Genomic DNA, 13191 nt, shown 5'->3' with positions numbered 1-13191 from the left:
GTCCTGATGGGGTTTCAGGCTTCGACTATCGGGATTCACTCGGCGGCGCGCCATTGCTGATTTTCAGAACCTGCTTGCGCCATTCGCGCAAGCTCCTTGCCCGCCAGGAATCTGGCCACGGTGAGCGTGGTGGACGACACATCTGGCGCGGGCTGGTGGCAGATGATGAAGCGGCGCAGGGCCCAGTCCTCGTGGATGGGAATGTGGTGGAAGACCGGGTCGGCAGCCAGCCATTGCGCCACGGACTCCGGCACCACGCCTATGCCGAACTCCGAGCGCACCATGGCCAGCATGGTCTCGAAGCTGCGCACCCGCACGGCGCAGCGCAGTTGCCGTCCGTGCAGGGCGGCCTGCGCGGCCAGCAGCCGGTCAATCGCCGAGCCCTCCACTAGATTGATGAGCGCGTGATCCAGGATCTGGGCGATGCCTATGCTCGCAGTCGCGGCCAGAGGGTGATTGCGCGGCGTGACCAGGGCCAGCCTGTCGCTGCGGTAGGGGTGGCAGACCAGACCGGTGTCCTGCGGGGTGAGGGCTTCGGCCTCGGCAATCGCCAGCTCCGTGTGGCCGAGCATCAGCTCCTTGAGTACGTCACGGCTGGTGGCTTCCATGATCTCGATATCGATCTGCGGATAAAGCTGGCGATGGCGCTGCAGGTCGCGCGGGACAAACTGTATGGCGGCCGAGGTACACACGGCCAGGCGCACCAGGCCGCGCCCACCGCCGCTGAAGGACTGGGCGTCGTCATGCATGTGCTCCACGATGCGCAGCATGCTGCGGGCATGGCCGAGCAGGGCCAGGCCGGCCTCGGTAGGCAGCATTCCGTGGGGACGGCGCTCGAAGATTTGGAGCTCGAACTGCTCCTCGATATCGGCGATACGCCGCGAGGCTGCCGTGGTGGCGATGGCCATGGCTTCGGCCGCGCGGGTGATGCTGCCGAGCTCGGCCGTTGCCAGCAGCAGCCGCAAGGTGGTCAGGTCGAAGCGCAGGCGCTGAACATTCAGGGCTTTGTTCATGGAAAACGCCGCGGCCGCTGGAAGGCGGGCAGCGGCGCAGGGACTCAGGTGGGTTAGAACGGGTAGTGGCGTGCTTCAGTCTGCATGGTAATCCAGCGTGTCTCGGTAAAGGCATTGATGCCCTGCTGGCCGCCGAAATGGCCATAGCCCGAGGCCTTGACGCCGCCAAACGGCATCTGAGCTTCGTCATGCACCGTGGGGCCGTTGATATGGCAGATGCCGGCCTCGATGCGCGCAGCCACACGCCAGCCGCGGGCCGTATCCCGGGTGAAGACTGCGGAGGACAGGCCGAACTCGTTGTCATTGGCCGTGGCAATGGCTTCTTCCTCGCCGTTCACGCGCACGATGCCCTTGACCGGGCCGAAGGTCTCCTCGTGGAAGATGCGCATCGCCGGCGTCACATGGTCGATCAGTGTGGCGGGCATCAGCGTGCTCTCGGCCTTGCCGCCGCAGACCAGTTTTCCGCCCTTGGCCAGCGCATCGTCGATCATGGCATTGCAGCGCTCCACCGTGGCCAGATCGACCACCGAGCCCAGTACCACGGGGCCCTTGCGCGGGTCGCCCAGCGGCAGGCTGCTGGCCCTGGCGGCAAACTTGGCGATGAACTCGTCGGCCACCTTGTTGTCCACCACAAAGCGCTCGGTGGACATGCAGATCTGGCCCGAGTTGGCAAACGCGCCAAAGGTGGCGGCGTTCACTGCCGCATCGATATCGGCATCGTCGAGCACCAGGAAGGGAGCCTTGCCGCCGAGCTCCAGCAGCGCGGGCTTGAGATGTCTGGCGCAGGTCTGGCCGATGATGCGGCCCACACGTGTGGAGCCGGTAAAGCTCACGCGGCGCACGGCCGGGTGGGCCACGATGGCTTCGACCACGCTGCCCGCATCGGCGGGCGCATTGGTCACAAAGTTCACCACGCCGGCGGGCAGGCCCGCGTCCTGCAGTGCCTCGATGATCAGGCCGTGGGTGGCGGGGCAGAGTTCCGATCCCTTGAGGATCACGGTATTGCCGCAGGCCAGGGCCGTGGAGATGCTGCGCACGGCCAGGATCACGGGGGCATTCCAGGGCGCGATGCCCAGCACCACGCCGGCGGGCTGGCGCACGGCCATGGCCAGGCTGCCGGGCACGTCGGAGGGAATGATCTCGCCATTGATCTGCGTGGTCAGCGAAGCCGCTTCCAGCAGCATGCTGGCGGCCAGATGCACATTGAAGCCGGCCCAGATGCCCGAGGCGCCGGTTTCTGCGGCCATGGCCGCGGCAATCGCTTCGCCCTTGGCTTCCAGCGCCTGGGAGGCCTTCATCAGCATGGCGCGGCGGGCGTTCGGCCCCAGTTGCGACCAGGCGGGGAAGGCTGCTGCCGCTGCATCGCAGGCGCGAATCGCGTCCTCGGTCGTGGCTGCCGGGGCGCGCGTGGCCACGCTGCCATCCAGCGGGTTCCTGCGTTCAAAAGTCGCGCCATTGCCGGCTGCGCATTCCTGGCCGGCTATCAGCATTTTTTGTTCGATCATTTGTGTCTCCTTTTAAGTGTCGAGCCAGTCGATAAGACTGGTAATTGTTCAGGGCCTTCAATGAAGTGCGGCCTGGTAAAGGGGTGTCGAGCAAGGGCCTAGGCGGCCCAGCCGCCCCGCAGCACGGGCTGCCCCAGCATGGGCAGCCCCAGCGATGGCACCGTCCCCCTCCGGGGGAAGCGGTGAAGCCGCTCAGGGGGAGTCATCTCAATGTTCGCCACCTAAATAAGCGCGGCGCACGGCGGGGCTGTTGCTGAGTTCTGTGGCCGAGCCTTCGCCCACGATGCGCCCGGTTTCCAGCAAGTAACCACGGTCGGCAATCGCCAGACTCTGGCGCGCGTTCTGCTCCACCAGCAGCACGCCCATGCCCAGCGTCTTGATGCGCGCCAGGGCTGCGAACAGCTCTTTGCACATCAGCGGTGACAGGCCCAGCGAAGGCTCGTCCAGCAGCAGGATATCGGGCTGGCTCATCAACGCGCGGCCCACGGCCACCATCTGCTGCTCGCCGCCGCTCATGGTGCGCACGGCCTGGGCCAGACGATCACGCAGCTTGGGAAAGAGGGCGAAGACCTGCTCCAGATTACTGGCTTCATTGGCGCGTGCGCGCCGGGGCTGGGCTCCCAGCAGCAGGTTTTCCTTGACGCTGAGATCGCCGAACACGCCGCGCCCCTCGGGCACCAGGGCCAGGCCGGCTTGCACGATGGCATGCTGGGGCAGCTGCATCAGCTCCTGGCCCGCCAGCTGGGCGCTGGCGCCGGCCTGGGGCGTGACCATGCCGCCCAGCGCCTTAAGCAGGCTGGACTTGCCTGCTCCGTTGGCGCCCAGCATGACGACCAGCTCGCCGGGCCGCACCTGGAGGCTGACCTGGTGCAGCGCCTCATGCTTGCCGTAGCTCACCGAGATATTGCGCACTTCAAGCATGGCGAACCTCCGCTGACCGGTCTTCATCTGTACTCACATCTTCCCCCAGATAGGCACGCACCACCTCGGGCTCTTTGAGCACCTGGGCCGTGGGGCCGTCGGCTATTTTTGTGCCCGCGTTCATCACCACGCAGCGGCTGCACAGCGCGTGTACGGCGTCCATCACATGTTCGACCATGAGAATCGTCAGCCCCGTGGCCTGCAGCTGCCGGATCAGTGCAATGCCCTGCTGCAGCTCCGTGGGGTTCAGGCCTGCCAGCCATTCGTCGAGCAGCAGGATCTGCGGCTCCAGCGCCAGCGCGCGGGCCAGCTCCAGGCGCTTTTGGTTGATATAGGTGAGCTCACCTGCAGGAGTATTCTCAAATTCGGCCAGACCCACCTGATTCAGCAACTGCAGGGCACGCGCAGCAGCAGGTTTGCCAAACAGTGGTCGGGGTTTGAAGGCCATGCCCGCAATGACGTTGTCGCTGCAACTCATGGAGCCCAGCACCTTGACCAGCTGGAAGGTACGTGCCACGCCCAGGCGGGCGATCTGGTGGCTTTTGAGCGGGTGGATGGGCTTGCCGTTGAATACGATCTCGCCGCCGTTGACGGGCAGGGCGCCCGAGATCAGGTTCATGGCCGTGGTCTTGCCCGAGCCATTGGGGCCGAGCAGGCCCACGACCTCGCCCGGGTAGACGTCAAAGCTCAGTGCGTTGACGGCCACCAGGCCGCCGAAGCGCCTGGTGACGCCGTGCACGGAAAGCAGGGTGGCGGTCTTCATGGCTGGTCTCCCTTGCTGGCCGAATTCCTGCCCAGCAGCCTGGCCAGCACGCCAGACAGGCCCTGGGGAATGAAGTACACGATCACGATGAACACCAGGCCCAGCAGAATCGAGAAATGGTTGGGGAAGTTGGCACCCAGGTACTCGAACAGCAGCACCAGCGGGACGGCCCCCAGAATCGGGCCGAACAGCGCGCCGGCACCGCCGAGCAGGGCCATGATCAGGGTCTGGAACGAGACGGCGGGAGCAAAGGCAATGCTGGGGTCGATATAGGTCCAGCGCGGAGCCATGATGGCGCCCGTGACGGTGATGAACACGGCGCTGACGGCGAACAGCAGCAGCTTGGCCGTGGTGGTGTTGATGCCCACATGGGTGGCCACGGTCTCGTCCTCGCCGATCACGCGCAGGGCCAGACCCAGGCGCGAGCGATTGATGAGGGCGCGCAGCGCCAGCACCAGGGCCAGCATGGCCAGCAGCTGCCAGTAGATATCGAGCTGGGTGATCTCCACGAACACATAGCGGCCCAGGTCCTTGGTGATGTTGACTTCCCACCAGGTGACGAGCTGCTTGACCAGCTCGGCCAGGCCGAAGCTGAAGATCACGAAGTACACGCCCGACAGCCGCAGCGTGGACAAACCCACGATCAAGGCCATGATCAGGCCCACGCTGGCCGCAATGCCCAGCACGGCAGCCCAGGGCAGGGACTCGCCGAACACGGCGGTGACATAGGCGCCCATGCCGAAGAAGGCGACGGTGGCCAGCGAGATATAGCGCGTCGGTCCCGAGAACAGCGCCCAGGCCGTGGCCAGCACGCAGTACATCAGGATGCTGATCATGAGCGAGAGGTAGTACTCGTCCGTCAGCCAGCGCGGCAGCAGTGCCAGCCCCAGCAGGGCGGCGGCGCTGACGGCCCAGATCAGGATTTCCTTGCGATGGTTCGGATTCATCGTGCGGCCCTCCCGAACAATCCTGTGGGCTTGAACAACAGCACCAGCAGGAACACCGCGTAGTTGACGGCCAGCGTCAGGCCGGGGTCGACAAAGGAGGCCACCAGTGTTTCGGCAAAGCCCAGCAGCATGCCGGCCACCAGGCAACCCATGAGATTGCCCACGCCGCCCATGATGACGACGATCAGCGCCTTCATCGCAAACATGGTGCCCATGCTGGCCGAGAAGGGCAGAAACATGCTGACCAGCACGCCGCAGACCGCCACCAGCGCGCCGCCCAGACCGTAGGCCAGGGCCGCCGTGCTGCGCACATTGATGCCGACCAGAGGTGCGAACTGCGGTGCCACGGACACGGCGCGCACCACGGCGCCGGCGCGGGTGCGCGTCAGCAGCAGGTACAGGCTGCCCCCCAGCACGATGGCAAAGCCCAGCACTAGCAGGCGGTTGGCCGCGACCTTGCTGCCCAGGATCTCCACGGGTTCGGACAGATAGCTGTAGCTGTGATAGTCGCCGCCGAACATCACCAGCATGATGCCCTGCACGACGAACAGCATGCCGAAGGTGGCCAAAATTGAATCCACCTCCAGCGCCGGCCCGCCCTTGGCGCGGCGCACCAGCGGGGTCAGCAGCAGCTGATAGATCAGCCACTGGATGGCAAAGCCCAGCGGCACCACCAGCAGCACCAGAAGCAGCGGTGAAATACCCCAGCTGCTCACCGCAAAAAAGGCCAGAAAGGCCGGCGCAATCAGAAACTCCCCATACGAGAGATTCATGATGCGCGCCACGCCATACTGCAGCGTCAGCCCCATGGCCACCAGGCCGTAGAGCCCGCCCAGCATGGCGCCAGCGAGAAGGATGTCTATTAAATTCATAGCGTATACCGCTGGTGATTCATTGTTCTTGTTATGAAATCAATGCAAAGTTAAAGCTAGACATGCGCAAGAAGCTCTTGTTTTGATAGTTCTAGGAGCTGAGCACAGTGTTTGAATAGGCATTCCCCAGCAAAGAGGCAGCGAGCAAGGGCCGCCCCGCAGTGAGGCTGTCGTCCCCCTCCCGCATTGCGAAGCAAAGCGAGAGAGGGGGAAGCGGCGCAGCCGCTCAGGGGGAGCACTTCAAGTTTTTCAGGGGGTGCTTCTAGGGATCACCGCAGCTTTGACCCCCGCCCGGCTAGTCGGTGCAATCGCATTGAACTCGCCGTTCTGCCACTGGCCCACATGCCAGAGCTTGGTCAGCATCTGGCCTTCAAGCTTGACGGGGCCGAGCACGGTCTCGAAGCTGCCGCTCTTGAGCTCCTGGGTCACGGCGGCGCGGTCGATCTTGCCCACGCGCTCGATGGCCTGCTGCAGCATCTGCAGCGAGGTATAGACGATGGGGCTGGCAAAGCGGTCCGATTCCTGGCCGGTCACTTCCTTGAAGCGCTTCAGATAGGCCTGCATCTGCGGGTTGCCGGCATCGATGCCGCCCGGCGCCATCACGCCTTCGGCCACTGCGCCGAACTTGCCCTTGAACATGGGGAACTGCGTGCCCACGCCGGTGAAAAGCACCTTGGGAGTCAGACCCAGCGTCCTGGCCTGCTCGTTGATCAGCATGGTGTCAGGCGGGTAGGAGTAGGCCACGAAGGTGTCGGCACCCTTGCCCTTGGCCTCGTTGATGACGGGCGTCATGTCCTGCGTGCCGATCGGGTAGCTCTTGTCGTAGACCAGCTCGAAGCCATGCTGCTTGGCGGCCTTGCGCGTGGCATTGGCCAGCTCCACGCCAAAGCCGTCGGCGATGTTGATCATGGCGATCTTGTTGTTGATCTTGCCGTCCTTCTTGGCTTTTTCCAGCATGGCGACCAGGCCCTCGGCATATTCGCCGCCCGTGCCCAGGAAGAAGAAGGCATGCTTCCAGCGCTTGGCCAGATCGGGGGCCTTGTCGGTCACCGAGGTGGCGGCCAGCAGCGGGTATTTGTGTTTTTCGTAGGTCGGACCCACGGCCAGGTTGGAGCCCGTGCCCCAGGGCGGCAGCACGAAGTCCACCTTGTCCTGGGTGATCAGGCGCTCGGTGGCGCGCACGGCCTCCTCGGTGCTGGAGCGGTCGTCGTATTCGATGACCTCGATGGGCACGCGCTTGTTGTAGGCCTTGAGCATGATGCCGCCGGCGTCGTTGATCTCCTTGACCCAGAGCTTGTAGTTGGGCGCCGTGGTCACGGAAGTACCGCCCGCGTTGACGCCGGTCTTGGCAATTGCCCAGCCGATACGGATGGACTTGGGCGCTTCCTGGGCCAGGGCCTGGCCGCACAGGCCCGCCAGGGCCGTGGCTGCGACCAGGCTTTTGAGAACAAAACGCTTGTCGGCGAATGTCATGTTTGTCTCCTTTTGATGGACGGGTGTCCGGGTTTTCGGCCATCGTAGGAAATCGCGGCGCAAGGGGCTTGTCTGTGCGTGCACTGCGTCTTGTCTGTGCATGCAAGTGTCTGTGGGTAAACACTGATTTCCCTGCGAGGCGCCGGTTTTGCCCGGCCCTTGGTCTGGATTGCTATGGATAATGAAGCATCCTGTTACTTCTTCAGGAGCCCAGATGCGGCCAGACATTCCTGCCTACCAAGTGACCGAGAAGATGACCGAGATGCAAGGTGCCCAAGCCGTGGGCGCCTGGCAGCACTGGATGTCCAAGCTCTATGGACTGGAGAGCGATGTCTATGGCGATCAGCATTTCTCGGCGCGGCTGGGAACCCTGGAGCTGGGGCCGGTGGGCATGACCCGGATCGAGGCCAGCCGCCATCGCGTGCGGCGCACTTCGGCCAGCATGGCACGCCACAGCACCGACTTTCTCAAGATCGTGGCCCCCTGGCATGGCGAGGCCCGCGTCTGCCAGAACGGGCGCGAAGCCGTGGCGCGCAGCGGCCAGTGGCTGATCTATGACACCACGCAGGAGTACGAGGTGCTCAACCCCGAGTGGTGCGAGCATCTGATCATCACCTTGCCCAAAAGCCGCTTCGAAGACCATGGCCGCGCCATCGACGCCCTCATGGGGCGCTATGTGGGCGGCAGCGAAGGCGTATCCCGCATTGCGCTGGACATGATGCGCGGCACTTTTGCCGAATGTCGGGCCATGGGCCAGGGACTGGCCCAGCATGTGACGGATTCGCTGCTTCAGCTGATCCAGCTGTCCCTGCTCGATGCCTGCGGCCGCGCGGCATCGCTGAGCGCCAGCGAGCTGTTGCAGGGCCGCATCAAGGCCTATGTGCGCCAGCATCTGCGCGATCCTGCCCTGAGCGTCGATGCCGTGGCCGCAGCGCTCAACTGCAGCAAGCGTCATCTCTACAACGCCTTTGCCGATGAGAGCTTGTCCATCAGCCAGCATATCTGGGCTGAGCGCGTGGCCCTGTTCCAGCGCGAACTGCTCAGTCCTGCCAATCGCCACTGCACCCTGACCGAGCTGGCGCTGGCCAGCGGCTTTGCCAGCGGCGCGCATCTGAGCCGCCTGTTCAAGCAGCACACGGGGCAGACGCCGGCGCAGTTCAGGGCAGGCGTGCAGTCTTCGAGTCTGCTGAACTAGGCATTAAATTGGCCTTAAACCCAATTCAGAAAATCGCAAACAGCTATTGATACAATAGCAAACAAGAAGCAAACAAGAAGCAAACAAGAAGCAAACAAGAAGCAAGCAAGAAAAAGAAAGCCACCTGGCGTTTTCAAATCAGGTGGCTTTAAAAATTTGAGGCTAGGGCGCAGCAATTGAACAGGCATGCCCCATCAAAGGACAGCAAGCAAGCGCCGCCGCGCAGCAAAGCTGTCGTCCCCCTCCCGCATTGCGAAGCAAAGCGAGAGAGGGGGAAGGCGCAAAGCGCCTCAGGAGGAGATCAAATGTTTATTCCGCACTTGCCCGGAGCCAGAATCCCATTGGGGTCCAGAGCACGCTTGATCTTGCGCTCGATATCGCGCTTGACCGGACCGTAGCTCTGCGCCACGCGCTCCTGGAAGGCCGTGTTCACGCGGTACACGGCATAGCCTTCCTTCTCGAACTCGTCCAGCAACTCGGCAAAGCAGGCGTTGGCGCGCTTGGTTTCCTCTTCGTTGCTGCGGTCGTAGAGCACATCGATGACATGGTGCATATCGCGCCAGCCGACGATGAACTCGCCCACATAGTCCAGGCCATGCTTGTTGAGGATCTTCTTGGCCAGCGACTTCTGCTTGTCGCACTCGCTGCCGCGCGCCTGCGACACAGGGGCAAACCACATCGAGCCGCCACCCCCGCGCCAGTTGTAGAGGCCGAACTCCTGCAGGTTGGGCACGCCCGACATGAGCTGGGCACGGTACTTGAAGGGCTGGGTGTCGCCAGCCATCTCCTCGGTGATCAAGCGGCCCTTGCCCAGCTTCTGGAGCGCGTCCTGCACGATCTTGAAGTTGACGTCGACCTGCTCCCTGGTGCCGTACAGCGCAGCGTAGACATTCCAGGCGCCCAGATGCTTGTCTTTCTGGATCTGCTTGAGGATGGCGTCGGGCGTATGGCCTGGCTCGGTGGTGTAGTCCGAGCGGCGGGTGTTGCAAGTGGATGCTTCCCACAGCACGCCGGCAATCACCACCGAATTGGGAATGACCTGGGCGATGCGCAGGGGGCGGATGAATTCCACGATCTCGGAGATATCGCTGTCTTCGTCGAACTGGATTTCCAGCGGCTTGAAGACCGGGGGCTTGGGCATCAGCCAGAAACCCATCTTGGTGCATATGCCGTAGTTGGACTGGGTGAACATGCCGTCCAGCGTCGGGCCGTAGCCCCACTTGAACACCTGCCAGGCCTTGTCGCCCTTGACGCCTCCCATGCCGGTGCGCAGCACATCGCCGTTGGCCATCACCACTTCCATGCCGCACTGCATCATGAAGTGTTCGCCATAGGGGGTGTAGCCCACGCCGCGGTCCATGGTGTTGCCCAGAGGACCGGCAATGGCCGAAGGTGCCGAGAACGACAGCATCAAGGGAATCTTGTTCTCTTCGAGGTAGTCGTAGAGCATCTGGTAGGTCACGCCAGGCTCGACCAGGGCCGTGCACAGTTCGGGGTCCACGTGGATGATCTTGTTCATCTTGCGCAGATCCAGCACCACCTGGCCGCGCTGGCCCGGCGCGGCCGAGCCGTAGCCGAAGTTGCGGCCGGTGGAGATGGTCCACACGGGCACCTTGTGCGCGTTGCAGATCTTGACGACCTCTTGCACCTGCTCCACGGTGGTGGCAGTCACCACGGCGGAAGGTGTGTGCTCTTCGGTGGGCACAGCCATCATCACCTTGGTGTAGGGACGAACCAGCTCGTCCTTGATCATCACATTGTCTTCGCCCAGGGCCTTCTTGAATTGCGCGATGGCCGCATCGAAGCTGCTCTCGCTCATGCCCTTGGGCAGGGCCATGTATTTGCTTGTCATGCTCTGCTTTCCTTGTTTCTTAGATTACGCAGCTAAAGGACACGCGGGCTTCCTTGCCTGCTGCTGCCGTGGTGGTGTTCATGACTTGACCGGACGCCAGCGACCGACCCAGCGCCTGGGCCCAGTCGGCGGCGGCGCCGTCCACACGATGGTGTTCCACGGCCAGCACGCGGCCACCGCTGGAGCGAACCAGGTCCAGCACCAGCGTGGCCGAGGCGTCATCAAGCAGACCCACCAACAGGGTTTCCTGGCTGTCGGTCAGCAGCTCGCCCAATTGGTTGAATGCGGCGCTGTCCAGACCTTGAAGGCCGGTGTGCACCACGTTGCGGGAGGTGCTCTGAACACCGGCCGCAAAGGCCTTGTCCAGCGCGCTGGCGTGCATGGAGGAGGTCACGGCCAGCACCTCGGCAGAGCGTGTGGCTGCGCTGGCGGTACGGCCTGCAGCGGAGGTGGCGGCCTGTGCCCAGCCTATGCCGGAGACAGCCAGACCAGCAGCGGTCAGACCTTTGAGAAGGGAGCGACGATCGGTTTGCATTGCATCGTCCTCCTTATTTCCTGGCTGGCTCGGCTGCCTTGGGGGCCTCTGTCTTGGACAGGTAGTTTGCCAAGTCTTCCAGCGTGGCGTCGTCGATATCGGTCACGCGAAAGGATGGCATGGCGTTCATGCCGTTGCGCGCAATGATCACGTAGGTCGCGGGCGGAAAGCCTCGCCCCTTGATGACGGGGCCTATGCCGGCTTCATGGCATTTGGCGCAGGTCTTTTCGTAGAAGCGCTGGCCGGGGCCAATGTTGTGAGAGTCCGCAGCCGAGGCGGCGAGGCTGAGGCCAGACAGCAGGGCTGCCAGGGCCAGTTGGGAGGCATGTTTCAACGTGGGTCTCCGGTGGTTCTGTTGGTCGGCAGACACAAGGCGCGGGTTGGGGCTCGCGCCTTGCCCATGCGGGCGCTGCACCTGAGGTCTTTGCCTCATGGCCCAGTGCTGGCGATGGAGGTTTCAAGCGAGGACAGGAGTCATGCCTGCCGGCTACGACTGCTGTCCTGGACGCTTTAGAAGGGGTAGTGACGTGCGGTGGTCTGCATGGTGATCCAGCGGGTGTCGGTGAAGGCATCGATACCGGCCTGGCCGCCAAAGTGACCGTAGCCCGAGTTCTTCACGCCGCCGAAAGGCATCTGTGCCTCGTCGTGTACGGTGGGGCCGTTGACATGGCAGATGCCCGCTTCGATGCGGCCGGCCACGCGCCAGCCGCGCGCTGTGTCCTTGGTGTAGACGGCGGAAGACAGGCCGAACTCGTTGTCGTTGGCCATGGCAATGGCCTGCTCTTCGCCACGCACGCGCACGATGGCTTTTACCGGGGCAAAGGTCTCTTCACGGAAGATTCGCATCTCGGGGGTCACGCCGTCTATCAGCGTGGCTGCCATCAAGGTGTCGTTGGCCTTGCCGCCGCAAAGAATCCTGGCACCCTTGGTTACGGCGTCGTCGATGAGCTCGTTGACGCGGTTCACGGTGTTCATATCCACGACTGAGCCCAGCACCACGGGGCCTTTGCGGGGGTCGCCCAGAGGCAGGGTTGTGGCGCGGGCCACCAGCTTGGCGATGAATTCCTCGGCCACGGCCTCGTCCACGATGATGCGCTCGGTGGACATGCAGATCTGGCCCGAGTTGGCGAAGGCGCCAAAGGTGCAGCCGGCCACCGCGGAGTCGATGTCGGCATCGTCCAGGACCAGGAATGGGGCCTTGCCGCCCAGCTCCAGGATGACGGGCTTGAGGTATTTGGCGCAGGTCTGGCCGATGATGCGGCCCACGCGCGTGGAGCCCGTGAAGTTCACGCGGCGCACGGCGGGGTGGGCCACCATGGCCTCGACCACGGCGCCGGCGTCTTCGGGTGCATTGGTCACAAAGTTCACCACGCCGGGCGGCAAGCCGCCTTCCTGCAGCGCTTCGATGATCAGGCCGTGCGTGGCAGGGCACAGCTCCGAGCCCTTGAGGATCACGGTGTTGCCGCAGGCCAGGGGCGTGGCAATGGCGCGTACGGCCAAGATGATGGGGGCATTCCAGGGGGCGATGCCCAGCACCACGCCGGCGGGCTGGCGCACGGCCATGGCCATGCTGCCGGGAATGTCCGAAGGAATCAGCTGGCCGTTGATCCGGGTGGTCAGCGATGCGGCTTCGAGAAACATATTGGCGGCCAGATGCACATTGAAGCCGGCCCAGATGCCGGAGGCGCCGGTTTCGGCCGCCATGGCTGCGGCAAAGGCCTCGGCCTTGGCCTCCAGGGCCTGGGAGGCCTTCATCAGCATCAGCCTGCGTTCTGTGGGGCCCAGGGCCGCCCAGGCAGGGAAGGCCGCCTGAGCGGCTTCCACGGCACGCACTGCATCGGCTGTTGTGGCGGCCGGGGCACGCGTGGCGACCGAGCCGTCCAGAGGGTTTTTGCGCTCGAAAGTGGCGCCATTGCTGGCCTGTGCGGTCTGACCGCCGATGAGCATGCTTTGTTCAATCATCTTCGCTTCCTTCACTACCAAAGGCGCGTGACCGCAGTCACTGCTTGTTGATGCAAGTTGAAAAGTGGGGGCTGGTGTCGTTGCACAAGGCTTGTGTCACCGGGCTTGTCTCCACCTTTTGTGGTGTTTCGCCTGACACTGGCGTGTGAGTGA

At 63.7% G+C, this 13191-nt stretch carries 12 protein-coding genes; 1 reads left to right on the top strand and 11 read right to left on the bottom strand.

Annotated features, from left to right (window positions below; genetic code table 11):
• Nucleotides 1-35: 35 nt before the first annotated feature.
• The 7 genes from CSE6_RS18715 to CSE6_RS18685 all read right to left on the bottom strand — a co-directional run bounded on the left by CSE6_RS18715 (nt 36) and on the right by CSE6_RS18685 (nt 7494).
• On the bottom strand, nt 36-1013 hold the full coding sequence (locus CSE6_RS18715) for a LysR family transcriptional regulator (protein WP_059441218.1): 978 nt from the start codon (nt 1011-1013) through the stop codon (nt 36-38).
• A gap of 53 nt (nt 1014-1066) precedes the next feature.
• On the bottom strand, nt 1067-2518 hold the full coding sequence (locus CSE6_RS18710; protein WP_034359957.1) for an aldehyde dehydrogenase: 1452 nt from the start codon (nt 2516-2518) through the stop codon (nt 1067-1069).
• 207 nt (nt 2519-2725) lie between these two features.
• The gene (locus CSE6_RS18705; RefSeq protein WP_059441217.1) at nt 2726-3439 is read right to left on the bottom strand and encodes an ABC transporter ATP-binding protein; all 714 of its coding nucleotides are present in this window, start codon (nt 3437-3439) and stop codon (nt 2726-2728) included.
• Nucleotides 3432-4202, bottom strand: a complete 771-nt coding sequence (locus tag CSE6_RS18700) for an ABC transporter ATP-binding protein (RefSeq protein ID WP_059441216.1) — start codon at nt 4200-4202, stop codon at nt 3432-3434. The genes CSE6_RS18705 and CSE6_RS18700 overlap by 8 nt, the downstream gene beginning before the upstream one ends.
• Complete coding sequence (locus CSE6_RS18695; protein WP_059441215.1) at nt 4199-5149, bottom strand: branched-chain amino acid ABC transporter permease; 951 nt, start codon at nt 5147-5149, stop codon at nt 4199-4201. The genes CSE6_RS18700 and CSE6_RS18695 overlap by 4 nt, the downstream gene beginning before the upstream one ends.
• On the bottom strand, nt 5146-6021 hold the full coding sequence (locus tag CSE6_RS18690) for a branched-chain amino acid ABC transporter permease (protein WP_034392053.1): 876 nt from the start codon (nt 6019-6021) through the stop codon (nt 5146-5148). Before CSE6_RS18690 ends, CSE6_RS18695 begins: the two co-directional genes overlap by 4 nt.
• Before the next feature lie 249 nt (nt 6022-6270).
• The gene (locus CSE6_RS18685; RefSeq protein WP_059441214.1) at nt 6271-7494 is read right to left on the bottom strand and encodes an amino acid ABC transporter substrate-binding protein; all 1224 of its coding nucleotides are present in this window, start codon (nt 7492-7494) and stop codon (nt 6271-6273) included.
• Between the two features lie 214 nt (nt 7495-7708).
• On the opposite strand from CSE6_RS18685, the gene CSE6_RS18680 reads away from it, so the two are divergent.
• Entirely contained in the window at nt 7709-8689 is a 981-nt protein-coding gene (locus CSE6_RS18680) for an AraC family transcriptional regulator (RefSeq protein WP_083994767.1), read from the top strand.
• A gap of 301 nt (nt 8690-8990) precedes the next feature.
• Here CSE6_RS18680 and CSE6_RS18675 read toward each other — a convergent pair whose 3' ends face one another.
• The 4 genes from CSE6_RS18675 to CSE6_RS18660 form a co-directional block, all read right to left on the bottom strand.
• Nucleotides 8991-10541 (bottom strand): FAD-binding oxidoreductase, encoded by a 1551-nt coding sequence (locus CSE6_RS18675; RefSeq protein ID WP_059441213.1) that lies wholly within the window; start codon nt 10539-10541, stop codon nt 8991-8993.
• A gap of 19 nt (nt 10542-10560) precedes the next feature.
• Nucleotides 10561-11076 (bottom strand): hypothetical protein, encoded by a 516-nt coding sequence (locus tag CSE6_RS18670; RefSeq protein WP_054073616.1) that lies wholly within the window; start codon nt 11074-11076, stop codon nt 10561-10563.
• 13 nt (nt 11077-11089) lie between these two features.
• On the bottom strand, nt 11090-11410 hold the full coding sequence (locus CSE6_RS18665; RefSeq protein WP_012837377.1) for a cytochrome c: 321 nt from the start codon (nt 11408-11410) through the stop codon (nt 11090-11092).
• 176 nt (nt 11411-11586) lie between these two features.
• On the bottom strand, nt 11587-13038 hold the full coding sequence (locus tag CSE6_RS18660) for an aldehyde dehydrogenase (RefSeq protein WP_059441212.1): 1452 nt from the start codon (nt 13036-13038) through the stop codon (nt 11587-11589).
• Nucleotides 13039-13191: the final 153 nt, after the last annotated feature.

The sequence above is a fragment of the Comamonas sp. E6 genome, from assembly GCF_001010305.1.
GTDB classification, from domain to species: Bacteria; Pseudomonadota; Gammaproteobacteria; order Burkholderiales; family Burkholderiaceae_C; genus Comamonas; species Comamonas thiooxydans.
The sequence above is the reverse complement of the archived record's forward strand: the minus strand, read 5'-3'. Positions and strand labels throughout refer to the sequence as shown.